The organism is Paenibacillus sp. MDV22-iso6, from assembly GCF_058408365.1.
Map to the genome: position 1 here is coordinate 153,168 of NZ_JBZVDZ010000005.1, position 25,542 is coordinate 178,709.

The following is a 25,542-nucleotide window of genomic DNA, read 5'->3' on the forward strand; positions in this document are numbered from 1 at the left end:
ATTATGCTAATCCGCTCAATCTTCTTCCGGTTCCTCTACCGGCTCTTGATGATCACATGAAGTACACTGTAATCGTGTTCCCTGTTTGTTCCGTTTCTCAATCATTAGTGATCCACAACTTGGACATGGTTTCGCTGACGGTCTATCCCATGATACAAAATCACATTCAGGATACTTGTCGCAACCATAGAAAATCCGTCCCTTTTTACTGCGGCGCTCAACAACATGCCCTTCCTTACACTTCGGACAAGTCACACCTATATCCTTGATGATCGGTTTGGTATTCCGGCAATCCGGAAACCCGGAACATGCGAGAAACTTGCCGAAACGACCCAGCTTATAAACGAGCGGTTTGCCGCACTTCTCACATATTTCATCCGATACTTCATCTTCAATCTCGATTTCTTTCATTTCTTCTTCTGCAAACTCAAGCCGTTTCTCAAAAGATTCGTAGAATTCTGCGAGTACTTTGACCCAATCCTCCGACCCTTCTTCCACATGGTCAAGATCACCTTCCATGTTGGCGGTAAACTCCACATTCAGGATCTCCGGGAAGAACTCCTCCATCTGTTCGATGACCAGTTCGCCCAGTTCCGTTGGCATGAATTTCTTCTCTTCAATAGCAACATATCCGCGCTTCTGAATGGTCTCCAGCGTTGGCGCATATGTACTCGGACGCCCTATGCCCAGCTCCTCAAGTGTTTTAACCAACCTTGCTTCCGTATAACGTGGTGGCGGCTGTGTAAAGTGCTGTTTCGGCTCGATCTCCCGATTCTCCAGCACATCTCCATTTTTCAGCGGAGGCAGCAGACGATCTTCTTCCGTTGTACCGTCATCGTTACCTTCTACATACACCTTCATGAATCCCTGGAAACGAACCTTCGAACCCGCTGCCCGGAAAATCGTATCTCCTGCAGCAATGTCCACGGAGAGTGTATCCAGAACGGCAGATGACATCTGGCTCGCTATAAAACGTTCCCAAACCAATTTGTACAACCGGAATTGATCACGACTCATAAACGATTTAATGGAATCCGGATCACGCAAAATCGACGTTGGACGAATCGCTTCATGCGCGTCTTGAGCATTGGCTGCTTTTTTGGAATAGTTTCTAGGCGTCTCTGGTGCAAATGGCTCACCATACTTGCCAATAATGTATTCCTTGGCTTCTTCCTGAGCCGATGCTGCAATTCGGGTAGAGTCCGTACGCATATACGTAATGAGACCGACTGTGCCTTCTTTTCCGAGGTCTACGCCTTCATACAGCTGTTGGGCGACAGACATCGTTTTGGAAGCTCTAAAATTCAATTTACGTGCGGCTTCCTGCTGCAAGGAACTCGTTGTAAACGGAGCAGAAGGGTTACGGCTGCGTTCCTTCTCTTTAACTTCTTTGACTGTAAAAGAAGCGCCCTCGATCTGTTTTAAAATGGCCTGTACTTCTGCCTCACTACCAAGTTCGGTTTTGGTACCGTTTAACTGATGGAACTTGGCTTCAAACGGATTTCCGTCCGCTGTCAGTTTGGCAGTAATGCTCCAGTACTCTTCCGGTTCAAAATCATTAATTTCATTTTCACGATCCAAAATGATTTTGACGGCCACAGACTGAACGCGGCCAGCGGACAATCCTTTTTTGACTTTCTTCCATAATAACGGACTAATTTTATATCCTACAAGCCGATCCAGAATACGTCTGGCCTGCTGCGCATTAACCAGATCCATATTGATCTTACGCGGCGTTTTGAACGCATCTTTGACAGCCTGTTTCGTAATTTCATTAAATACTACTCGGCAATCCGCAGTTTCATCCAGTTCAAGTGCATGGGCCAAATGCCAAGCAATAGCCTCACCTTCGCGATCCGGGTCAGCTGCGAGATACACTTTTTTCACTTTCTTTCGTGCATCCTTCAGTTCTTTCAAAATTGAACCTTTACCGCGGATCGTAATATATTTCGGATTAAAATCATTCTCTACCTCAACGCCGATCTGACTCTTTGGCAAATCGCGTACATGCCCCATCGAAGCTTTTACGATGAACTTGCTGCCTAAATATTTGCCGATCGTCTTCGCCTTTGAGGGCGACTCCACGATTACGAGTGCATCCGCCATAGGTTCATCCTCCTCTCAGTCATGAAACTGCTGCTTGTTTTTATAATTCATACTTCATTAGCAGCAGGACTAACTTCCGCTAATAATCTATTTTCACATGCTGCCTTGATCGCAGCATCGTCATACCCTCGCGTATTTGGTTCCAGGTAATTGGCTAATCTGCTTTTTTATGATTAAAGATAACAGAACTGAATGCAAATGTCCAAAATCCCAGTTGAGCTGTTCCACAAGTTGATCCAGTGATTGCTCTTCCTGCTCTAGCAGATAAATAACACGTTGTTCATCTGAAGATAGTTTTACGACAGGGAATATTCCTTGATTGGAAGTTTCACTGCTTTCCGCCGAACGTCCTCTATTGTAAGGAAGTTGCTCCGCTTTTGGCAAGTCCAATCGAAACTCTTCCAATAAATCTGTGGCACAGGTCACCAATTTTGCCCCCTGACGAATCAGATTGTGCGAGCCTCGGCTTTTGGGAGATGTAATGGGACCTGGGACTGCAAACACGTCTCTTCCCGCTTCGAGTGCAGCATCTGCTGTAATGAGTGATCCACTTCGGATATCAGCCTCAACGACTAGCGTACCGAGTGTTAACCCTGCAATGATCCGATTACGTTCCGGGAATAATCCCTGACGCGCACGTGTACCCGGAGGATATTCTGATAAAAGCAGCCCTGTTTCGGCAATTCGTTCGGCAAGACTTGTATTTTCCGGTGGATAGATGTTATCAATTCCTGTCCCAAATACCGCAATGGTTTTGCCGTTTGCACGAAGAGTTGCATCGTGGCACACACTATCTATTCCTCTGGCAAGCCCGCTTACAATGGTCAGCCCTGCCTTGCATAGTTGCTCTGCCAGCTTTTCACCAATTTTACGTCCGTATACAGTAGGCATACGTGTTCCTACCATTGCAATGGATTGAGCGTGCAACAGATTCATATCTCCTCGACCGTACATTACCCAGGGTGGCTGAACGGTTTCCTTCATTAATATGGGGTAGTCTTGATCCAGATAGGTAACGATCTCAATTCCCTGTTTATATACACCCTCTTGTCTCTGCTCAATCCAGTCGATATTGAATTGCTTGGTTAGACGCACAGCCTGATCCTTGCGTAAACCCGCGGCAATCCAATCTCCTTCTTTATAATCTAGAAAATCCGTCAATTGATGTTGTCCTGATAGCAGTTTCGAGATTGTTTTCTTACCAATACCATCCGTTTCATGCAGTCCAACCAAAATCCATCTCTCTTCCATAATCAGAAACCTCCCATAGCGGGAAGAAAATCTTCCCTCATATTGTGTGTTAAGTGACAACGGATTGCAAGCGTTTACTCTTACAGGCAGACAACAGCTCCCTTTTACACCCCGTAAAAAAACGCAAAAAAGCAACCCTTCGCCCTGTTCAGGACAAAAGGTTGCTTACCTTTTCCGTATTATCAATAGTCGGCTCACCAGAAAAATAATTTCCCTGCACCGTTTCTTCTATTATAACGAAAAAGAATTAATGTGTCGTGCACAAATCCAGAATTCCGCGTTCTTCAAGTACGCTCACAAGAGTCGAGCCCATTTCAGCTGGCGTCGGAGCAACTTTGATTCCGCAAGATTCCAGTTTTGCAATTTTTTCTTTGGCTGTACCTTTACCGCCAGAGATAATAGCACCCGCATGACCCATACGTTTGCCTGGAGGCGCCGTAACACCACCGATGAAGCCAACTACCGGTTTGGTCATGTTATCGCGTACCCACTCTGCAGCATCTTCTTCAGCCGTACCACCGATTTCACCAATCATGATAACAGCACGTGTCTGCGGATCTTCATTGAACCGTTTCAGGATATCAATGAACTCGGATCCTTTAACCGGGTCACCACCGATTCCCACAGCAGAAGATTGTCCAATTCCACGCGCAGACAATTGATGAACGGCTTCATAGGTGAGTGTTCCACTACGGGAAACCACGCCAACGTGACCAGGCATATGAATATAACCTGGCATGATGCCGATTTTGCATTCACCTGGTGTAATAACGCCCGGACAGTTTGGTCCGATCAGAACGGTATCTTTTCCTTCCATGAAGCGGTCAACCTTGACCATATCAAGTACCGGAATACCTTCTGTAATACAGATCACGAGATCCAGCTCTGCGTCAACAGCTTCCATGATGGAATCCGCTGCAAATGCCGGAGGAACGTAGATGACGCTCGCTGTTGCGCCAGTAGCTTCCTTCGCTTCCTGTACTGTATTAAACACCGGCAGACTGACTACTTTGCCATCTTCCAGCGTGATATCAACATTGGTTCCGCCTTTACCCGGTGTAACGCCACCTACCATCTGGGTTCCGTAGTCCAATGCGCCCTTCGTGTGGAACATTCCCGTTGAACCCGTAATGCCTTGCGTAATGACTTTTGTATTTTTATCAATCAAAATACTCACGTTGCTTCACATCCTTACGGTTATTTTTCAAGTGCCGGACAGCTCCGGAACTAAGGCAGCAATTTGCCCAGGAATGAACTTATTTTACGAGGGCAACAATTTTCTGTGCACCATCGGCCATGGAATCAGCAGGGACGATATTCAGGCCGGATTCACCCAAAATACGTTTACCAAGCTCCACGTTAGTTCCTTCAAGACGAACAACCAGCGGTTTAGTCAGGCCAAGCTGCTTCGCGGCTTCAACAACACCATTGGCAATGACATCACAACGCATAATTCCGCCAAAAATGTTAACGAAGATACCCGCCACTTTGGCGTCAGACAAAATGATTTTGAAAGCTTCGGTCACTTTCTCTGTTGTAGCACCGCCCCCAACATCGAGGAAGTTAGCCGGGTCGCCGCCATAGTATTTGATGATATCCATCGTCGCCATCGCAAGTCCCGCACCATTGACCATACAGCCGATGTTGCCATCAAGTGCTATGTAGCTCAGGTCGTATTTGGAAGCTTCGATTTCTTTTTCGTCTTCTTCATCCAGATCACGCAATTCCAAAATGTCTTTGTGACGGAACAAGGCGTTGGAATCAAAATTCAATTTTGCATCCAGCGCGATAACGTTTCCATCTCCTGTAACAACGAGTGGATTGATCTCGGCAATGGAGCAATCTTTTTCGACAAATGCTTTGTACAATGCAAGCATAAACTTAACTGCTTTGTTCACCAACTCATTCGGAATACGAATGCTGTACGCCAGTTTACGTGCTTGGAACACTTGCAATCCAATTGCAGGGTCAATAATTTCTTTGAAAATTTTCTCAGGTGTAGCTTCAGCTACTTCTTCGATCTCTGTACCGCCTTCTTCGGAAGCCATCATTACGACGCGGCCTGTGGCACGGTCCACAACAACACCCACATAATACTCTTTGCGGATATCGCATCCTTCTTCAATCAGAAGACGCTTCACTTCTTTACCTTCAGGTCCAGTCTGGTGTGTTACCAATACTTTTCCCAAAATTTCGGATGCGTAAGCACGAACTTCGTCGATACTTTTCGCTACTTTCACACCGCCGGCTTTCCCCCGGCCACCTGCATGAATTTGCGCTTTGACTACAGTCACTGGACTGCCCAGTGCCTCTGCGGCCGCAACCGCTTCATCGACTGTATAAGCAACCTTTCCGTTTGGAACGGTGACTCCATACTGTTTCAGTACTTCTTTTCCTTGATATTCATGGATATTCATTCTCGAATCCTCCTATCAACATGACTGCAACAAGGCGGGTTGGTAGACTAACAAAAGACAAATGTTGACTATTTTCACTTAAACCCAATTCATTGTAACATGTTTTTAAAACGCTTTCCTTAAAAAAGTAATGGTTAATAGACAGTATTTTGATATGGGTATGATCCCATATTGTGAATGCTTGGATATTAATGGAAAAAACCTCAGCTAATAAGCCAAGGTTTTTTTAATAGTATTAATAATGATGCATTTTATTTTCTGGCTACTTTGGTATTGGTCTGATGGACTTTCTCCAGAAGGCCTTTGAACTGTCCCAGTAGAGATTCAAACTCTGAACTGTTCAGACATGCGTCTTCCTGAATCGCTTCAGGTATAGACAAGGCTTTATGGCGAAGTTCCCGCCCAGCGTCTGTAAGGGTAATCAATACTTTCCGTTCGTCCTGAGCTGAACGTTCACGATGAATAAGTCCTGCTGACTGCAAACGTTTCAGAAGAGGCGTCAAAGTCCCTGAATCGAGGTAAAGTGCCTCTCCGATTTCCTTAACCGTACATTCTTCACGTTCCCACAATACCATCAAGACCAAGTATTGAGAATAAGTTACACCAAGCACCTCAAGGTAGGGCTGGTACATCTTCGTAATTTCACGTGAACAAGCGTATATGGCAAAGCATAATTGGTTATCCAGCTTCAAACTTTCATTCTGCATATAACTGTCTCACCTACCTATTGTGCATTCTATATACCTTAATAATAGAGGCTTACAACTGTTATATCCGCTATAATTCGGCGAATTATAAGGAGCCCTTCATCTATCTTATCATAAATTAGAAAAAAAACAGAATAATTGAGCACAAATGATTTTACTTTTCAATTTAATAGTGTTAAATTTAATTGTATAAAATATAATTTGGGGCATATACGATCGAAATCATATGACAACGTAACAAAAAACTCTTGATATGTTGAAACAACTAAACCAGCGTCTACATCCTTTTTTCCTAACAGTACGACATTGATTCAGAACTGAACATTCTATACTTCTGCTAGAAACTTCATGCGGTAACTGCAAAAAATTTAGGAGTCAGGGATAGATATACAGCAGCTATGACAATGACGGGTTGACGCCCTGATTTCTTTTATATAAAATGCTTGTTAGAAGCTGAGGAAGCACCTTAATTCGTAGACTGGCCTGTATTATGCGCGCCAAGGACGAAGTGAGGTGTTTCTTTTATTATGTACGGAAAACTGCATAGTGCCTGTTTATATGGAATTGACGGCGTTTTAATTGAAGTGGAAACAGATTTGTCGAATGGGCTACCCCAGACGTCTATTATCGGATTGCCGGATTCGGCTATTCGTGAAGCGGTTGAACGTGTTCGTGCCGCTATAAAAAACTGTGGTTACCAGTATCCGTTGCAGCGTATTACGATTAATCTGGCCCCCGCTGATCTGCGCAAGGAAGGATCTTCTTTTGATCTTGCCATTGCTATTGGTTTACTTACGACAAGTGGTCAGCTAGTACTTCCTGCACAGGAACGGACATTGGTGGTGGGTGAGTTGGCATTGGACGGTTCAGTGAGATCTGTGCCTGGCATTTTGTCCATGGTAGATTTGGCAAAACGGCTAGGCTTTACCTCCGTTCTTCTGCCCGCCGATAATCTGGAAGAGGCCTCGCTAATTCGGGGTATCCAGATATATGGTATTCGTCACTTGCAAGATATCGTACCTGAACAGGAAACAAATTCAAAGAACAAGGAAGGACTGCTGCAGAATACCGGACCTGTTGTTTTAAAAGATTACGCCCATCTGTCTGCTCTGAATCCCAATGTCGGTAATATTGAGCGCCATGAGCGTCCAATGCGATCTCCATCGTTGGACGATGATTATAGTGATGTACTGGGACAGCATCATGTAAAGCGTGCACTCATGATTGCCGCAGCAGGCATGCACAATATTTTGCTCGTCGGACCACCAGGAACAGGGAAAACGATGTTAATTAAACGGCTGCCTACGATTCTCCCACCATTGTCCGAAGACGAAGCGCTGGAAGTAACTAAAGTGCTAAGTGCCGCAGGCAAGCTTAAAGATACCTCGAATGGTCTCATCGCAGACAGACCCTTTCGCTCTCCACATCATACGATCTCCACTTCAGGTCTAATTGGAGGCGGCGGCATCCCCAAACCGGGTGAAGTAAGTCTTGCCCACCGGGGTATATTGTTTCTGGATGAGCTGCCTGAGTTTCAGCGGCAAGTCCTAGAAGTGTTAAGACAACCATTGGAGGATCGTAAAGTCACCATTAGTCGGGCGAGAGCTGCTTTCACATTTCCAGCACAATTTATGCTCGCCTGTTCTATGAATCCTTGTCCTTGCGGTTATCTCTCTGCCCAATCGGAGGATCAAAGATGTATATGCAGTCCTGCCCGTGTTGCCGCCTACCGTGCCAAAATCTCGGGACCGCTGCTAGATCGCATCGACCTTCAGGTCGAAGTTCCTCCCCCGAGCGAGTGGCGCAAGGCTGGCGCTTCTCCTTCATCTGCGGAAATGCAGGCCAAAGTCATTCATGCTCATCATATTCAGGCCGCAAGATATGCTAATAGTTCAGTTCGCTGGAATAGTCAGTTATCAGGAACTCTTCTGCGCCGAACGATCCGTCTGCCTGAAGAAGCAGACCAACTGCTCCAGCAAACACTGCAAGCACTGAACCTGAGCATGCGTGCACATGATCGAATTATTAAGATGGCCCAGACGATCGCAGACTTGGACCATGAAGGCGTCATTTTGACAGCTCATGTGGCTGAGGCGATACAGTATCGTCAACTGGATTTGAATTTATTTTGAGCGAGGGTCATTCAGGTAATAAATGAAGCTTTAAGGAAAAATATATTGCCCTCATTATCTTGCATCATGATACGTTCAAGCCAGACATCTATAGATTTCAAACTTAAGTTTATATAAATTAACAAGTCAAATACCCCTGCATATATTTCCTCTGTATGAGAGGCATACGTGCAGGGGTTTTTCATAAAGCATCTTCTTTTGAATAAATAGCGAACAAGATATCAATTATTCAAATATAGTCAGCTTGTCTTTTGCTGGTGTACGTTCTTTGGCAGAAGGAATAACCTCTGGATACCCCATGTAAACCATGCCGATAATTTTTTCCCCAGCCTGAATCCCAAGTGTCTTACGGAATTTGGGTCCATAGAGGAAAGGCTTGGTTACCCAGAACGTACCAATGTCTTCACTCCATGCCGCGAGTAGGAAGTTCTGTACCAATGCACTCACTGCTGCAAAATCTTCATCCCAGATATTCTGGCGCGGATCTTCTTCCATAACGACAAGCATGACGGCAGGGACCTGTTTGATATTGGCAGAAAACTTGTTATCTTCTCCCATCTCTGCATCAATAGCGTCTGCAAGCTTATTCAGTCCATTTCCGCTAAACAATAAAAACCGCCACGGCTCACGCAATTTATGATTGGGTGCCCATACGGCTGTGTCCAATAAATCAATAATCTGCTGAGTGGGAACAGCTTCTTTTTTAAACTTTTTGACGGTACGACGATTTTGAATAGCTTCTCTTACAAGGTTACCCGTTTGGGTAGATTTACTCATGACCATGCCTCCCAGGTTATAAAAAATTATCCGTGACCGCAGTTCGAGCCTGCGATGTGAATCGACTCATTTATGAAAAATCAAACGGTGCAGCAAAACTGGATTACCCTCTTGATTATACACTGATCGGTTCATTGGATTCAAAGGAATCCGGATAACATTATTTCGTTCTGGTTATTTCGGATGCAAAAGGCGACTTCGACTCTTGCCCCGCGGAGGGATTCTTAGAGTCAACGTCGCCTTTCTTCATTATAGATAACTTTTAATCAATACGGGTATGATCCTGTTCCTTCAGAACGAGTATGATCCTGCTCCTTCAAATTTCCCATTCACAAAATCCATTTTGTTTATTTTTTCCTGGTTGCCGGCGACATCTGTACTGAAATACTCCACTGTTTTGACATCAGGAGCATAGATTTTTATTGGTCCGGTAAACGTGATCCATTCCCCACCGTTGATTCTGTACTGGGTCATTTTCAAGCCAGATCCGTCAACTTCGTCCGTTGCCTTTAACTTAAAATTAAATCCATTAATATATTGTTTTCCGTTGGATACCTCTGTTAAAGGAACTAAAGCATATTTGGTTACAGGCGGGGTTTTGTCCACATTACTCTTGAGAATAAAATCAAAAGTATTGTTAGGTCCTTTGACCAAAGTTACCCTAATCGTTTGCTTGATATAACCATCCGCCTCAACAGAGATTGTGCTTGATTCCGGACGCAGTCGATTTATGGAATACTTGCCTTGTTTGTCTGTTTTCGTCTTGAAATTATCAAGAGATACGGTTGCCCCTGCAACCGGCCTCCCCTGTTCATCTTGCACCAATCCACTAACGTCCGCCGCATCTTGCAGTACTATGTTCAATGTCATTGTACTCCCAGTACCTACAGACAAATATCTTGTGTAAAACACATAGCCTTTTGCATCAACCTGTATCGTAATTTCATTGTAGGCATAATTATCTATTCCTGAAATCGCATAGTTGCCCTCCCTGTCTGTCTTTACAGATTGGCTGACTGTTGTTGCTTTAATGACAGCACCTACAACAGGTTTTCCTGATTGATCAGTAACTTTGCCTACAATGGTGGCTGGCTCGAAGATTACTAAATTCACTACTTCTGTCCCCCCCGGATTCAAGATAATATAACTAAAATTCTTTCCTGAATCCAAGTATCCCTTGGCTAGCGCTTTAATGGAAAAATATGTGCTTTCACTTATCGCTGTTTCAAACCGAAAATCTCCCCTAGAATCGGTTTTCACTATTTGTTTTTGTGCCCCACCCGTTTCCTGCGTAATATGTACGTTCACATCTTTTACTGGAAAACCATCGTTATCAGTAATTTTCCCAATAATATACGCAGTTTGAGCGGGACGATTCCCCATTTCCCTAACAGAAGCGTCTTTGGAAGCTGCATATGTCGTTTCAGAATGCAGCAGACCAAGCACCCCAGAAAATAATAAAAACACACTTAAACGAACCATCCATTTCCATTGACTACTCATGACAATCGTTCACCTCATCCAAATATAGTAGCAAATATGATTGACAATATGAAATTCTTATATCTATCTAACTGACTAGCATTTCGAGCTTCCAAAATTCTCCGCCCCATACATATTGCCAAATCCCCTCGCCACCGTTCATGGTTTCACTAATATCTAGCACTTCCATTCGTGGGGTCTCCCACACCTGTTTCTCTTTCTTTCCGGCAGCAGATTTAATTTCTTTCATAGTTCACACCTCTTTTTTATATTTTCTTTTCTCATTTTATTATAAATGATACATTTTGTATCTATTTATTTTAAGTACTCCAATCTTTTTAGTCGTTTAGCAACAACTTAGAAAACACATCGAACCGAGTGCTTTATAACAGATAACTCAGTAGAGTAGACTGAATTAAAAATACATCGTTTGAAATCTTATGTAGCAAATTATTAAGTAGATGTAGTCCATTAACGACCGGAAATTGGAATAATAACAATGGGGATAGGTCTGATTACTTATACATTGATACGAATTGTATCAAAATTGTGATATATACAGTAGTTATGTTCTTAATTTCTTTTAACCGTTTCCTGCTCAAAATAAAAACAACCCACAAGAGAATCACTTTTTCAAGTGTCTTTCTTGTGGGTTAACACATCAAAATAATCGTGCATATAGTAGCAACTCAAAATGCATTAATAATATGTTCAACCGAGACGGTTTCGCCTGTTTTATCCAGTATGACAGCGATCACATCGAAACGGATTTGATGATTTGTCTCTCCCGTCATTTGCAAATATACAGATGCAGTTGCACGTACCTGCTGCATTTTACGAATATCTACGGACTCCTGGGGTGTTCCATACAGTCCAGTTCCACTTCTACTGCGGACTTCAATAAAAATAATCATGCCTTCATGAGAAGCAACGATATCAATCTCTCCGCTTCGGCAGCGCCAATTGCGCTTCAAAATGCGATAATCATGCTCACGAAGCCAGTCGCAAGCAGCTTCTTCACCCAATCGCCCTTTTTGCTGACGTGTCAGTTTTGAAGCTGGACCCTGTTCTGATCTGTGCTCTACCATGATTCCTCTTCCTCTCGTCCAGAAGCCAGACGGTCAGCACGATAAATGTAGGTCAACACTTCGGCCACCAGTTGATACAGTTCCGACGGGATCTGTTCATCCAAATCCAGTTTGGAAAGCACTTCAACAAGTGCGGCATCCTCCTGAACCGGCACACCATTTTCCTTGGCTTTATCCAGAATGGCCTCTGCTACTTTGCCACGGCCTTTGGCTACGACCACTGGCGCTTCGCTCTCACCAGGTACATATTTTAAAGCAACGGCCTTTTTGGATATCAGGTCCGGTTGCGAATCCTCTTTCATACCCGCATGTCCACCCCTTTGTATCGTTCAGGACTGTAGTCCGAGGCAGTCATTTTCCGTTCAGCACCCGGTTCCTGGCCAACAGGCCAGGGTTCCGCCTTGAAAGTCAGCAACTGATAACCCAGCTTGTCCAGCGCCCGATGGATCTCTTCGCGCCCACTTTCCAAGAGCGGTCCCATTCCTTCGCCGTCATTAAGTACACGCAGACTGACGATATTATTAACAACATGCACATCCACCAGCGTTGGACCAAGACTTTTCATGTCCAGATCAAACCAAAGGCGGCAGTTGGATGCATCCAATTCACCGCGTTGCCCACGGCGTGATTGAATCTGAACGGAAGCCGTCTCTTCTCCGTCAGGTCCGGTAATGGGGATAAACCAGTGCATCTGGGCAAAGGTAGCACTGCGATCTGTTGTTAGCAATAACTGCTGACCTGTTAGAAATTGCACAGCCTGTACTGCGGTATCTTTGAGCGCCGCAGGTGCACCCTCGCTGCTGGCAAGCTGCAGCAGCAAGCCCTTGAGCGTGTCCGCGGTTCCCGGGCTCGCCACTTCCCCCACGCGCGCCTGCGCAGCCGCGCCGTGCACTGCCTGCTGCTCGTGCTCCGCACCGAGCAGCTTCAACACGCGCCCCACCCACGGGTCCCCCTCGTGGGTGACGGGCGCCGCCGCAGCTCCCGCAGGCGCTGCGGCACTACCGCTAGCCGGCAGCGCATCTGCGCCGGCTGGCAAAGGCTGCGGCACGCCTCCGGCAGCCGCAGCCACCGAGCCGCCCTGCGATGCAGGGGCGGCCTGTGTCGCCGCACCTGGCTGTGCCGGTGCGGCTGTGGACGCGCTGCGCAGCGCGTCCAGAAGCGCCAGCAGCTTGGGTGCCAGCTGCGCTGCCGATGGAGCTGCTGGCGCCGCCTGCCCTGCTGCGGAAGCGGTAGGCCCCGCAGCAGCAGGCGTTTCAGCGCGGCCGTCGGTTCGCCCGGCCGCGCCACCCTCAGACTGGCCCGCTATCACTCGGCCAGCAGCAACCTCCACAGCCGCCCCCGTCGCGCCCGGGCGGCTCCCAGCAACGCCCGCGTCAGCTGCACGCGGGCTCTCACCAGGTATTCCAGTTCCTGCCGGAATACCTGTACCCACCATGCCAGCAGTTCCAACATGGCTGGCCCCTGCTTTAAGCCCAGCATTCTCTGCATTTCCTGCACCAGTCTGTCCATTGCCTTTAACCGCGCCACCAGCAGTATCCACAGATCCATCTGCCATTTGAGCATCACCAGCGACTGCACCAGGCACAAGTTGCGCGGACAATCCGGTTGCCCCTCCTACCTGACGGTTACTGCCTGACGCAGCTACCGTTTCTCCCGCCAGCTCTCCGTTTAACGGTACAGGCGCTCCAGCCATAATGTTATTCTTAACCGTAGCTGCCTGTTCACCAGTCGGCAGCGTTTTACCCGCGGTTTGTGTCAGCATGGACTCCAGCTGTTCAGCCAAGCCCTTCAACAACTGATGTAGTGGCGGGCCAAAAACAGCTTGATGTAGACCCTTTACCGTTTCCGCTGTAACCGGAAGACCACGCTGAAAAGCAATACCTGTTGCCTGCACCCATTCTTCAACAGGCACCTGTGCAGGTTTGGTTGTCATCATATTTTGAACCATGGCTACATTATCCTTGGTCAAAGGTAATCCGCTTCGCTGCATAGCTAACAGCAGTTCCCGATTCCCCTTGGTATCCGGCAAACCTACCTCCTGAAGCAAATTGTTCAAAGATGCCTGTGGCAGTTCTGCCAATGTACCCGTCAGCGGTTTCATTATCGTTACGCCATTTTCACCTGGAGGCTGGACCTGAAGCAGTGTTGTTTCACCTGGCCGAAGCGGAGTTTCTAATTTTGCACGCACCTGTACACCCTGAATCTGAAGAACCGCATCTGCTCCATCATCGGATACACTAACCACAGAACCCCTTACAACCTGACCTTCCTTTAACTCCAGTGGCTTGGCATTTCCCGGTTTACTATCTCCCAGCAGCCCACGAATCACGGAACTTATATTCATACCCTTACCCCCCCTCCGTGAATGGTTTAATTAAAATAAAGTGTGCTGTTCTCCGAGCAAGTTGCCGAGAAAACTGCGACGATGCATGGGTGTAGCACCACGAGCCATAATTTGTTCACGATGAAATTTCGTTGCATATCCCTTATGTATCGATAAACCATATTCCGGATATAACGTATCCCAATCCTCCTTGCAAAACCTATCCCGGGTAACCTTCGCAATAATGGATGCTGCCGCAATGGATTGACTGTTTGCATCGCCTTTTATAATGGACAACTGCGGTATATTCACATCTACCTTTTCGGCATCTACCAACAGGTAGTCAGGCACGCCCTCAAGTGCTTCTACCGCACGTTTCATGGCAAGCCTTGCAGCCTGTTTAATATTCAATTGATCAATCGTTTCCGCATCTGCATAACCGATTCCCACTGACAACGCCTTTTCCATTATAATGTCATATAATGCATCGCGCTTTTTCTCCGTTAATTTCTTGGAATCATTAACCCCTTCCAAAATCAGATCACGAGGTAAAATAACGGCTGCCGCTACTACATCTCCAAATAAACAACCGCGTCCCACTTCATCAATTCCGGCAATACGTTCAAATCCACTTTCCCAATATTCACGCTCATAGATCAGCAGATCTTTGGGCTCCACCATTTCTTTTTTATTCTTTTTCGGTTCAACCAGGGCATCCAGTTGCGTCAATTCAATTAACTCATTCATTTCATTCATTACGGTATCATCTCCTCTGCCCACTCTTGCTTCAACACATCACTTTTATATCATTTTATTATATAGACGTAGATTCCCGATTTTTGTTGTATCAGATCCTATTAAAAGAAATAAGCTTCTGTAAAGCATATGATAATACGATGGTGAGTTATTATTTTATCGGTATCTGATGGCTTAAATTGAAGATATTCAGCATTGAGCAGGCTAAATCTTCATCCCTCATCATAGCATGTTTTAAGAGAGCCAGATATACGTTCAATACAATCCCATAAAGTGCAATTTTCTAGAATCACCTTCCAGATCAATCAAAGTTCCTTTATTTTAAATTCCAGTATGGCAAAAAGCGACCGCTCCCGGTAATCCGGTAACGGCCGCTTCTTTCGGCAGTTGTCTCTTATTTAATAAGGAGCTTCCATAGAGAAACGTCCCATTTTGCCCGCACGCAATTCACGCAGAAATGCTCGCGATGCCTTTTCCAAATCGATACGCCCACCACTTACCACACAACCACGTATACGACCAACCTGTTCCATAATCGCAACAACGCTGTCCGAATCATCCGCATCCTTGGAGAACTCCTGAAGTCCATAGCGTTCTTCAAGAGAATCCCAGTAATAACGCATTAGATAACTGATGCCAAAAAAGGCGATGTCTTCTGCATTCAGAATCTCTTCCTTAATTGCACCTGTTACTGCAAGACGATAACCCACGTTTTGATCTTCAAATTTCGGCCAAAGAATACCCGGGGTATCCAGCAGTTCCATTTCTTTACCAACTTTGATCCACTGTTGTCCCTTCGTCACACCAGGACGATCTCCCGTTGCCGCAATGTTCCGTCCAGCTAGTCGGTTAATTAGCGTGGATTTACCCACGTTTGGAATACCAACAATCAGTCCACGAACCGCTCTCGGGTTAATCCCTTTAGCTATTTGACGATCAATTTTTTCTTTAAGGAGAAGCTTCGCTTGCGTTGGGATGTCTTTCACGTTGGTACCTGTTGAAGCATCTACAGGGAAAGCAGTGATTCCCTCTTTTTTGAAATATTCAATCCATTCTTGCGTCACTTTCGCATCCGCCAAATCGGACTTATTCAACAAAATCATCCGGGGTTTGCCCTGTAAAATCTCGTCAATCATCGGGTTGCGGCTGGAGACAGGCAGACGGGCATCCAGCAGTTCGATGACCACGTCAATCAGCTTTAACTTATCCTGAATCTGGCGTCTGGCTCGGGTCATATGACCTGGAAACCATTGAATCGTCACCTTGTCTTCACCTCATTATTTGTTGATATACAAGCTTTTTCTACGACATGCACACCGCATCATTTCGCTGGCAAAACAATCTTAGATTTCTATTATCCCCAGATTAGTTCTGCCCTCTACGTTTTGGTGTACACTTTATATTTTGCTTATATATCCTGCATTCATATTAATGGTTAATCCATTTGATATCGCCGATCGGCCAGAAAATCACATCTGCACGACCTACAATATCCGTCAGTGACACATAACCGATCATACGGCTATCTGTACTGTTCGGACGGTTGTCCCCCATTACAAAAACATGACCTTCAGGTACTTTCCCATCCGGGAATTGCTCATTAGGGAAGTCCTTCACGTTATAGGTTCCACCGTTCGCTTCAGCAGCATCAATTGCTCCCTGAATGTAAGTCTCATCGACTTTTTTACCATTGACGAGAACTGTATCGTCCTGAACCTCAACGGTATCACCAGCGACAGCAATGACACGTTTAATGAAATCACGGCCTTCGGTTGGAACGTGGAATACGATTACTTCTCCGCGCTGTGGTTCTCTGATATCATATAAAATTTCATTGACGATCACACGTTCACCTGTATGAAAATTCGGCTGCATGGAAGGCCCGTCCACAACAAACGGTTTGAACAGTAACCACCGAATCAAAATGACAAGTACTAGTGCGATCACGATGGCTTTGAGCCATTCGAAAATTTCATTTTTGGCTTTTTTGGATCGACTGCCTTTCTCTTCGGCAGTATTGCCCTGGTCCTGTTGAACTTCCTGTTCCATTAATGATCTTCCTCTCTTCACAGTACATGTTATAGCAGTTTTTACACATCGTCAGTTATGTAATCTTACACGCAAGCATTACCAGTACATTTAATCCACAATTCAAATGTCCCTCAATAACTGATTTCACAAGCCTCCCGGACTATTCGCGCGTGTGCCGCCATACCATTTTACTCGGAAGTGCACCTCCGGTTCAACTTTTCCCGGACAAAAACGAAAAGGGCTTGTCTCCAAGCCCTCCCCGGTATCCGTTATATTAACGAATTTCTTTAATTCTCGCTGCTTTACCGCGTAGTTCACGAAGATAATAAAGCTTCGCACGACGCACTTTACCACGGCGAGCCACTTCGATTCTATCGATTTTAGGGGAATGAAGCGGGAAAGCTCTTTCCACACCTACACCGTAAGAAATTTTACGAACTGTAAAAGTCTCACTGATTCCACCACCACGGCGTTTAATCACAACACCTTCGAACAATTGGATACGCTCACGAGTTCCCTCGATTACCTTAACGTGCACTTTCAAAGTGTCACCAGGACGAAAACTCGGAATATCCTTACGAAGTTGTTCTTGTGTAATCGCTTGAACGATATTCATCTATGACTCCCTCCTTCCGTACAGGCGTTCATACTTCTTCCAGAGAACACCTTGTCTCCTTCATTATCCATAGAGGACCGCCGTATTCCACATAACAGACTTATTGTATCACGCACCATAACAAAACACAAGGAAAAATAAACAAATTGCTGACAGAACTCTTTGGTTCTTCAATGCCCTTTAATCCTTATTAATTCCCTTTACTCCAATTAGACGTTATCCACTATACGTTCATCTTAAATACGTCCTGAATTTTATTATAGTCACATTACAATTCCATTAAAATAACCTGTCCATGCGCTTTTCTACACAATTCCTTTATGCACATAAAAGCTTCAGCCCCTTGGATTGTCATAATTAGTATTCTTGAATAAGTCAAGCATTAGACGGAAAAAATACTGTAACTTTCTGTCAAGAAAGATCGTCTATGATATAGCTTGTTGGATTACGTGCTGATGCATCTAAATGTAATTCCATGCAGAAATGAAATGGCAAAAGGAGAACCAAACGAATTATGAAATACTTCAAAAAAATTGTTCTTGCTGCACTCGCATTACTCACTTGTACCATTACAATGTATGCGTATGCGGTAACTCATCCTACCAATGCAATGTCTCACAAAGCATGCACGTCCTGGGATATGGTCAAACGTAAGGCATTTCTAATGTCTCACTCCGATTATTCCAGCAAACCTGCACTTGATCTGGCTACCTTTCACATCGCACAAGGTTCAGCTACTGAAGTACCTGTACTGATGTATCATTACATACAGCCCAAAATTAATAATCATGAAACAAACAACAAATCGATCATTAATCTGGAAGACTTCGAAGAAAACATGAAATATTTGCATGAAGAAGGCTACAACACAATTACACTGGAGCAGCTTGAACAATACGTGAACGGACAGATCTCCCTGCCCCAAAAATCTATTGTCATCACCTTTGATGATGGGTATCAGAACAATTATACTTTAGCCTACCCTGTGCTCAAAAAATATAATTTCCATGCTTCCCTGTTTGTAATCGGCAGCAAAATTCAGGATCAGCCTTCGGCTTTTGATCCAGCCAAAAAAACGTTTATCTCCAAACAGGAGATGCAGGCCGCTAAAGACGTCTTTGAGTTCAACAGCCATACCTATAATCTGCATCACAAGGGATATATGCGTTGCGGCGACAACGTGCCCGTCGGACTCGACACAAAACTGCTGAATAATGACGTCAAGCTAATGAAAGAAACTGGTATTGATACGCCGTATCTTGCCTACCCTTTCGGTTATACCAGCACGCAGATGATCTATCAACTGCAGCAAAATGGGTATCGTATGGCCTTTTCCGTACGTTCAGGCTTTGTTCGACCTGGGGATAATCCTATGAAGCTCCCACGATTAACGGTTACGACAGGAACCGATTTGGCTGCATTGCTCCATCCTGAATCAGACCAACAGGAAATCCTTCCTGTCGTAGAGATCAGTCATTAAGCTAGATTGAAACTTCCCCGCCTGGATAAAGAGTCGAGCTATACAGCCTTTTCGGCTGAAGCTGGGCTCTTTTTATGTCCAAAGAGGTTGGAGTGGTTACATCCCTCATTGAGCTGGAATAGATTACGGCTTCATGTGCATCATAGATGATGACCTGCTCCCTTCCGCTCTGACACAAGTCGGCATGTAAGGCATAGCCATCTTTTCCGAACGTTGCAACCGTTTGCATATTACCATTGATCAAAGATGGCAGGACACCCCCACCTCGGCGATAAGCCATAATATAGTCAAGCCCGCTGTCATCCCAGTTACGTACAGGCTCAATAATGGTTAACCATCCACGCGTTTTACGATCTTCTTTCCAAAGTTCCTTTCCGTCGCTATCCAGCATAAACATTCCATCCTTGCCATTCTCATCTCCACGAATAATCCGATCCAGGCCAGCAATCTGTAATCCTTGTCTTTCTCTATAAAATTTCCCCAGTGCAATATGCTGTGATTCAATCGAATCCTCATAACGCCATTTTTCATTACCGTACCGATCCATCATCACCGTGACACTGCCACCGATAACAATTTCAACCTCCCCGTCCTCGTCCACATCGCCAAACCATATACAGTCTGCGTGATCATTAAGATTCTGACAGGACCATAATAATGTTCCATCATGATCCAGCATGTCATACCCGGCCATCACTTCATCCTTGCCATCCCCATCAATATCGTAGACCCACGGAAAATGACCTATATTGCCTTCATGCTTCCATAGCAAATTGAAATCGTGATCTAATGCCCATAACGTCTTATACCGATCCTTCAGCAGGATATCCATCGTGTGTTGGTCACCAGTCAGGTTTGCAAGAATAAGACAGTCATGCGCTTGCTCTCCAGGCAAATCATGACGTTTCTTTATCTCTCCGGTTCTTCCGTCCAGAATAAGAAATTGTTTGTTCATTACACACAGCACTTCATTATTTCCGTCCCCATCCCAATCTACAATCTGAGCGGGATAGTCTGATCCTGGACCACCTGCATCCGGGTCCGGTGTTCCGACCTGCCACATTAATGTTCCATCCAGATCATATGCCGACAAACAGCATACCTGATGCGGAACGTAACGGTCGTCTATGCCCCCATCTGCCTGCACCAACAGCATCTCAAGCCTGCCATCTCCATTTAGATCTCCCAGAAGCATCTTGCAACGCTCTCCAGCTTCGCTAATATCCACTCTGCCAACTTCATAAGGCTGATGATTCATAATCTTCCTCCTCAGCATGTCGTCTTCATACGCTTCTAGCTGAGATCACCATAAAGAAATTTTTCAGTTTATACAACCCTATTTCGGAACATGCAAAAATGTTCAAAGCGGCAAAAGTGTTCAATACAGAAAAAGACCAACCTTCATATCACAAGGTTGGTCTTTCAAGATTTCGAATGAGATTATTTTACGAGCTCAAACGAGATAATATCAAATTACTCTGCATTCTTTTCACGATCGGAACGAAGCTTGTTTAACCAAACTCGTTCTTTGTCCGTCAGGTCTGCCGTCTCCAACATATCCGGTCTACGTTCCAGCGTGCGAAGCAAGGATTGCTCCCTGCGCCATGCCTCAATATTCAGATGATGTCCAGATAGCAACATATCGGGCACCTTCATACCTCTGAATTCCGGAGGACGTGTGTAGTGCGGGTACTCGAGCAATCCGGTACTGAATGAATCCGTTACAGCACTTGTCTCATTACCCAGTACACCCGGAATAAGGCGTACAATACTGTCAATCGCCACCATCGCAGGCAGTTCGCCACCCGTCAGCACGTAATCACCAATCGACAATTCGTCCGTCACGAGAAACTCACGGATACGCTCATCATAGCCTTCGTAATGTCCGCAAATAAAAATCAGATGATCTTCTTGTACAAGTTCTTCTGCTTTTTTCTGTGTGAACGTCTCACCTTGCGGGCACATTAGAATGATACGTGGCGGTTTCATCGTTGCCGCAGCTTCGCCTCGTTGTTCTAATACATCCTCGACAGCAGCAAAGATGGGATCTGGCTTCAATACCATACCTCCACCTCCGCCATAAGGTGCATCGTCAACTGTATTATGTTTATTGGTCGCAAAATTCCGAAAGTTTGTTGCTCCCAGAGATACAAGCCCTTTGGTTTGGGCTTTGCCCAGAATGCTGGTTCCGAACACACCGTCAAACATTTCCGGGAATAGGGTTAATACATCCACTTTCATGTTATAGCAGCCCTTCCATCAGGTGAACCTTGACTTGCTTCTCTGTAACATCCACATCAAGAACAACATCATCAATAACCGGAAGCAGAATTTCTTTACCTGCAGGCGTTTTGACAACCCATACATCATTCGCTCCAGGAGTCAAAATCTCAGAGATGGTTCCAAGTGTTTCACCCTCTTCGGTGATGACAGAACACCCAACGATTTGATGGAAGTAGTATTCACCTTCCTCCAGCTCTGCCAGATTCTCTTTTAACACTTTGGCCATGCCGCCTTTAAACTTCTCTACTTCATTAATGTTGCCATACTCTTTCAGACGAAGAATATACATATTCTTATGCAAACGTGCAGATTCCACGTTAACCATAACTGGATGATTATCTGGTGTAAAGAAAAACAACTCTGCATTTTTCGCAAAACGCACTTCCGGAAAATCAGTTAAAGGCATGATTCTCACCTCGCCACGAATTCCATGCGTATTGACGATTTTACCTACATTCATAAACTCTGCCATACTTTCCTCCTACAATCCATTCATATTGGTACGTATATGTGATGATCTCCCGCAGCCGTTCTGGTTACGGATCGTTCTTCGTATCGCTGTTATCCTAACGCTTCTTGGGATCGATTCCGTACCCTTCACTACTTCCGCAGATAATCATACTTGACGAGCTTTTTCAATCCTATTATTTAAGTTTCAGCATGCACGAAAAGGGGCTAGGACATGCATCCTAACCCCCTTTCGTATATCTTTAAGATATGATATCAACGGTTACCCGTTTATCCATCTTAACTGCTGCTGATGTGACGACTGTACGAAGAGACTTTGCGATTCGCCCCTGTTTACCAATCACTTTCCCAACATCGTCAGGATGAACGGTTAACTCATAAACGACAAGCCGGTCTTTCTCAACCGTCCGAACCGCCACATCTTCCGGATGATCGACCAAAGCCTTAGCAATTATGCTTACTAATTCTTCCATAGAGGACCCTCCGAATCAGCACCTTATTTAGTCAATTTAGACTCGTGGAACTTCTTCATCACGCCCGCTTTGCTCAGCAAGTTGCGGACAGTGTCAGATGCTTGTGCACCGTTTTGAAGCCATTGCAATGCTTTATCTTCATCGATCTTAACAACAGCCGGTTGTTCAACCGGGTTGTAGTAACCGATCTCCTCGATAAAACGACCGTCACGTGGGGAACGGGAATCCGATACCACTACGCGGTAGAAAGGAGCTTTGTGAGCACCCATACGTTTCAGACGAATACGAACTGCCATTTGAAAATTCACCTCCTTCAATGAAATCTGTATATCGTTCAGCTGCTCCCAGAATCAACGGAAAGGAAACTTCATTCCTTTGCCCAAACCTTTGAGCTGCTTCATCGCTTTGTTCTTGCCGCCTTTAGGTCCCATCATATCCGAGAACTGTTTCATCATGCGGCGCATCTCATCAAACTGCTTGATCAGACGGTTTACTTCGGCCAGGGATGTTCCACTACCTGTAGCAATCCGCTTCCGGCGGCTATGGTTGATCATATCAGGGTTACGTTTCTCCTCGGTCGTCATGGAGTACACGATCGCTTCGATCCGGCCCATCTGTTTATCATCAACCTTCAGGTCCTTGGCTTGTTTCATCTTGCCCATACCAGGAATCATATCCATGATCTGATCGATTGGCCCCAGCTTTTTCACTTGATCCATTTGCTCCAGGAAATCTTCAAACGTGAATTCTGCATTACGCATCTTCCGTTCCATTTCCTTGGCTTTATCGGTATCAATGTTGGACTGTGCTTTCTCAATCAGAGAGAGCATATCACCCATACCAAGAATACGTGAAGCCATACGCTCCGGATGGAAAGGTTCCAGTGCATCAAGTTTCTCACCAAGGGAAGCAAACTTGATTGGGCAACCGGTGACTGCTTTAACGGAAAGCGCGGCACCACCACGAGTATCTCCGTCAAGCTTTGTCAGAACGACACCCGTCAGATTAAGCTGCTGGTTAAAGTGTTCTGCCACATTAACTGCATCCTGACCTGTCATGCTGTCTACGACAAGCAACACTTCATCGGGATTTACTACGCTGTGAATCTGACGAAGCTCTTCCATCAGTTCTTCATCGACATGCAGGCGTCCAGCTGTATCGATAATGACATAGTCATTGCCGTTGTCCTTGGCATGCTGCAGACCCTGACGTGCAATTTCTACAGGGCTTGTCTGATCTCCCAGGGTAAATACTGGCGCTTTGATCTGCTCGCCGAGCACTTGCAACTGCTTGATCGCTGCTGGACGATAAATATCTCCTGCAACAAGCAACGGTCTACTATTCTGCTTTTGCAGCATTTTAGCCAGTTTACCGGATGTGGTCGTTTTACCTGCACCCTGCAAACCAACCATCATCAGTACCGTAGGCGGTTTGTTCGCTTTAGCCAGCTTCGACTGGCTTCCACCCATCAAATCCGTCAGTTCCTTGTTTACGATGTCGATAATGACCATTCCTGGCGTGAAGCTCTCCATCACTTCTTTGCCAACAGCCTTCTCTTTCACCTTGGCGATGAATTCCTTGACCACTTTGAAGTTTACATCCGCTTCGAGCAATGCCAGACGTACCTCGCGCATAGCTTCGGCAACATCTTCATCAGACACCTTGCCTTTGCCACGCAGCTTGCTGAACACATTCTGCAATCGGGTCGTTAATCCTTCAAATGCCATGATCCCACCTCCTTAAGCTGTAATACTGTTTTCAGGACCGATACGTTTCATTCAACTCTTACGAACTACTCTCTGAGTTGATGAATAATATCGTTTATTTGTTTGTTGTTATCAATGGAAACGCCTGCGCGCTCCAATGCATTTTGCAAATCTTCAAGATTACGGTTACGCCGTTCGTGCTTCTCCAGCAAGCCAAGCTTGCTTTCGTAATTTTCCAGCACTTGTTCGGCACGCTTGATATGCTCGTATACCGCCTGGCGGCTGATCTCGAACTCGGCTGCAATCTCGCCCAGCGAGAAATCATCATGAAAGTAATACTTTAGAAAAGTCTGCTGTTTCTCGGTAAGCAACCGTTCATAGAAAGCAAACAGCAAGTTAATCCGGTTTGTCTTCTCAAGCCGGTTTTCTTGACTCATAACGGGGCACTCCCTTCGTCAAGGAAAAACACTTTACACTCTTGCAACGTTCCTAATAATACCTAAAACAAATCAGGTTGTCAAGCAAAAATACTTGTCACAATAAAAACGTTCATTTTACACTCATTTTTCGTGCCTACAAGGTTGATCTTAGCCATTCATCTACAGTAGAATTCAGCCTGCTGTGTCATTTATATAGAACAAAAAAAACGAATGGGTCTCCACAGATGGAGCCGATTCGTTTTACGCTATCTACCGTGGCCTACCGAAGTGGTGTCAGGTACAGAAGTACCATAAAGAAATGAAGAATACTGCCTGCGAGCACAAAGAGATGCCAAATCGCATGGTGGTACGGAAATCCACGCCAAACATAAAAAAGCGTCCCCAGTGTATACATCAGACCTCCAGCAACCAGCAGCACAATTCCGCCTGTAGGGATGGCAGTCATAAGCGGTTGCCAGGCAATAACGATGAGCCAGCCCATCGCAATATAGAAAATCGTGGACATGAACAGAAACCTTTTCGTAAAAAACGCCTTAAAGATTACGCCGAATAATGCGACTCCCCAGATTATACCGAACAGGGCCCATCCAAGTGTGCCGCGAACAGCAATAAACAAAAGTGGAGTGTACGATCCCGCAATAAACAAATATATGGAAGAATGGTCGAAAATCTCAAATAAGTCTTTCACTTTTCCATCTTTCCATGCATGCACGAGTGTAGAGCTCGTATAGAGCAGCAGCATGGTGATCCCGTAGATCGTGAAACTGACCACATGCCAAGCCGTGCCTTTCATGCTTGCAAATACAATCAATATCACCAGTGCAGCTACACTGAGTGCAGCGCCGATTCCATGTGTCACCGCATTGGCGACTTCTTCACGGCGAGAATAGGTATGAGTATTGGCCATTTTCAACCGTCCTTTCTAACCCTTTAGCATTGCCTGCTTTATTCCCATTATACACGTATTGCCAGTGACATTACACGTGACACTTATCACGTATATCAC

General features: G+C 45.3%; 25 protein-coding genes. 2 read left to right on the plus strand and 23 right to left on the minus strand.

Annotated features, from left to right (window positions below; genetic code table 11):
* Positions 1-15 precede the first annotated feature (15 nt).
* From topA to AC4PM4_RS15765, 5 genes are all read right to left on the minus strand, one after another.
* Positions 16-2,106: a type I DNA topoisomerase gene (gene topA, locus AC4PM4_RS15745; RefSeq protein WP_064639074.1), complete on the minus strand. Its 2,091-nt coding sequence runs from the start codon at positions 2,104-2,106 to the stop codon at positions 16-18.
* 120 nt (positions 2,107-2,226) lie between these two features.
* A complete protein-coding gene (gene dprA / locus AC4PM4_RS15750) occupies positions 2,227-3,357 on the minus strand; it encodes a DNA-processing protein DprA (protein ID WP_063566418.1) in 1,131 nt (376 codons plus the stop codon).
* Between the two features lie 247 nt (positions 3,358-3,604).
* Complete coding sequence (gene sucD / locus AC4PM4_RS15755; protein WP_063566419.1) at positions 3,605-4,534, minus strand: succinate--CoA ligase subunit alpha; 930 nt, start codon at positions 4,532-4,534, stop codon at positions 3,605-3,607.
* 79 nt (positions 4,535-4,613) lie between these two features.
* On the minus strand, positions 4,614-5,774 hold the full coding sequence (sucC, locus tag AC4PM4_RS15760; protein ID WP_053783785.1) for an ADP-forming succinate--CoA ligase subunit beta: 1,161 nt from the start codon (positions 5,772-5,774) through the stop codon (positions 4,614-4,616).
* A gap of 251 nt (positions 5,775-6,025) precedes the next feature.
* On the minus strand, positions 6,026-6,481 hold the full coding sequence (locus tag AC4PM4_RS15765; RefSeq protein WP_063566420.1) for a MarR family winged helix-turn-helix transcriptional regulator: 456 nt from the start codon (positions 6,479-6,481) through the stop codon (positions 6,026-6,028).
* Between the two features lie 527 nt (positions 6,482-7,008).
* On the opposite strand from AC4PM4_RS15765, the gene AC4PM4_RS15770 reads away from it, so the two are divergent.
* Positions 7,009-8,613: a YifB family Mg chelatase-like AAA ATPase gene (locus AC4PM4_RS15770; RefSeq protein ID WP_491614021.1), complete on the plus strand. Its 1,605-nt coding sequence runs from the start codon at positions 7,009-7,011 to the stop codon at positions 8,611-8,613.
* Positions 8,614-8,838: 225 nt separating this feature from the next.
* Here AC4PM4_RS15770 and AC4PM4_RS15775 read toward each other — a convergent pair whose 3' ends face one another.
* The 10 genes from AC4PM4_RS15775 to rplS form a co-directional block, all read right to left on the minus strand.
* Entirely contained in the window at positions 8,839-9,390 is a 552-nt protein-coding gene (locus AC4PM4_RS15775; protein WP_269055344.1) for a nitroreductase family protein, read from the minus strand.
* Between the two features lie 291 nt (positions 9,391-9,681).
* Complete coding sequence (locus AC4PM4_RS15780) at positions 9,682-10,893, minus strand: carboxypeptidase-like regulatory domain-containing protein (RefSeq protein WP_269055345.1); 1,212 nt, start codon at positions 10,891-10,893, stop codon at positions 9,682-9,684.
* Positions 10,894-10,960: 67 nt separating this feature from the next.
* Positions 10,961-11,122, minus strand: coding sequence for a paeninodin family lasso peptide (locus AC4PM4_RS15785; protein WP_139295598.1), 162 nt, complete (start codon positions 11,120-11,122; stop codon positions 10,961-10,963).
* 439 nt (positions 11,123-11,561) lie between these two features.
* Positions 11,562-11,960, minus strand: coding sequence for a YraN family protein (locus AC4PM4_RS15790; protein ID WP_063566424.1), 399 nt, complete (start codon positions 11,958-11,960; stop codon positions 11,562-11,564).
* The gene (locus AC4PM4_RS15795) at positions 11,954-12,262 is read right to left on the minus strand and encodes an EscU/YscU/HrcU family type III secretion system export apparatus switch protein (protein WP_090895922.1); all 309 of its coding nucleotides are present in this window, start codon (positions 12,260-12,262) and stop codon (positions 11,954-11,956) included. Before AC4PM4_RS15795 ends, AC4PM4_RS15790 begins: the two co-directional genes overlap by 7 nt.
* Positions 12,259-14,304, minus strand: a complete 2,046-nt coding sequence (locus AC4PM4_RS15800; protein WP_491614022.1) for a TP0910 N-terminal domain-containing protein — start codon at positions 14,302-14,304, stop codon at positions 12,259-12,261. The genes AC4PM4_RS15795 and AC4PM4_RS15800 overlap by 4 nt, the downstream gene beginning before the upstream one ends.
* A gap of 30 nt (positions 14,305-14,334) precedes the next feature.
* Positions 14,335-15,039 carry a ribonuclease HII gene (gene rnhB / locus AC4PM4_RS15805; RefSeq protein WP_491614023.1) on the minus strand — a complete coding sequence of 235 codons (705 nt, stop codon included), beginning with the start codon at positions 15,037-15,039 and terminating at the stop codon, positions 14,335-14,337.
* 398 nt (positions 15,040-15,437) lie between these two features.
* The gene (gene ylqF, locus AC4PM4_RS15810) at positions 15,438-16,301 is read right to left on the minus strand and encodes a ribosome biogenesis GTPase YlqF (protein ID WP_063564655.1); all 864 of its coding nucleotides are present in this window, start codon (positions 16,299-16,301) and stop codon (positions 15,438-15,440) included.
* A gap of 166 nt (positions 16,302-16,467) precedes the next feature.
* Entirely contained in the window at positions 16,468-17,088 is a 621-nt protein-coding gene (lepB, locus tag AC4PM4_RS15815) for a signal peptidase I (protein ID WP_063564656.1), read from the minus strand.
* Positions 17,089-17,344: 256 nt separating this feature from the next.
* Positions 17,345-17,686 (minus strand): 50S ribosomal protein L19, encoded by a 342-nt coding sequence (gene rplS / locus AC4PM4_RS15820; protein ID WP_024630190.1) that lies wholly within the window; start codon positions 17,684-17,686, stop codon positions 17,345-17,347.
* 514 nt (positions 17,687-18,200) lie between these two features.
* On the opposite strand from rplS, the gene AC4PM4_RS15825 reads away from it, so the two are divergent.
* Positions 18,201-19,166: a polysaccharide deacetylase family protein gene (locus AC4PM4_RS15825; protein WP_400343960.1), complete on the plus strand. Its 966-nt coding sequence runs from the start codon at positions 18,201-18,203 to the stop codon at positions 19,164-19,166.
* A 1-nt stretch (position 19,167) separates the two neighbouring features.
* On the opposite strand, the gene AC4PM4_RS15830 is transcribed toward AC4PM4_RS15825, so the two are convergent.
* The 8 genes from AC4PM4_RS15830 to trhA form a co-directional block, all read right to left on the minus strand.
* A complete protein-coding gene (locus AC4PM4_RS15830) occupies positions 19,168-20,424 on the minus strand; it encodes a hypothetical protein (RefSeq protein WP_488732019.1) in 1,257 nt (418 codons plus the stop codon).
* 215 nt (positions 20,425-20,639) lie between these two features.
* Positions 20,640-21,407: a tRNA (guanosine(37)-N1)-methyltransferase TrmD gene (gene trmD, locus AC4PM4_RS15835; protein ID WP_072732389.1), complete on the minus strand. Its 768-nt coding sequence runs from the start codon at positions 21,405-21,407 to the stop codon at positions 20,640-20,642.
* Position 21,408: 1 nt separating this feature from the next.
* A complete protein-coding gene (gene rimM, locus AC4PM4_RS15840; RefSeq protein ID WP_063564660.1) occupies positions 21,409-21,921 on the minus strand; it encodes a ribosome maturation factor RimM in 513 nt (170 codons plus the stop codon).
* Between the two features lie 238 nt (positions 21,922-22,159).
* Positions 22,160-22,390 carry a KH domain-containing protein gene (locus AC4PM4_RS15845; RefSeq protein WP_024630185.1) on the minus strand — a complete coding sequence of 77 codons (231 nt, stop codon included), beginning with the start codon at positions 22,388-22,390 and terminating at the stop codon, positions 22,160-22,162.
* Positions 22,391-22,413: 23 nt separating this feature from the next.
* The gene (gene rpsP, locus AC4PM4_RS15850) at positions 22,414-22,686 is read right to left on the minus strand and encodes a 30S ribosomal protein S16 (RefSeq protein ID WP_024630184.1); all 273 of its coding nucleotides are present in this window, start codon (positions 22,684-22,686) and stop codon (positions 22,414-22,416) included.
* 54 nt (positions 22,687-22,740) lie between these two features.
* Entirely contained in the window at positions 22,741-24,117 is a 1,377-nt protein-coding gene (gene ffh, locus AC4PM4_RS15855) for a signal recognition particle protein (protein WP_063564662.1), read from the minus strand.
* A gap of 65 nt (positions 24,118-24,182) precedes the next feature.
* A complete protein-coding gene (locus AC4PM4_RS15860; protein WP_072732388.1) occupies positions 24,183-24,533 on the minus strand; it encodes a putative DNA-binding protein in 351 nt (116 codons plus the stop codon).
* Positions 24,534-24,795: 262 nt separating this feature from the next.
* On the minus strand, positions 24,796-25,443 hold the full coding sequence (gene trhA, locus AC4PM4_RS15865) for a PAQR family membrane homeostasis protein TrhA (protein WP_269055880.1): 648 nt from the start codon (positions 25,441-25,443) through the stop codon (positions 24,796-24,798).
* Positions 25,444-25,542 lie beyond the last annotated feature (99 nt).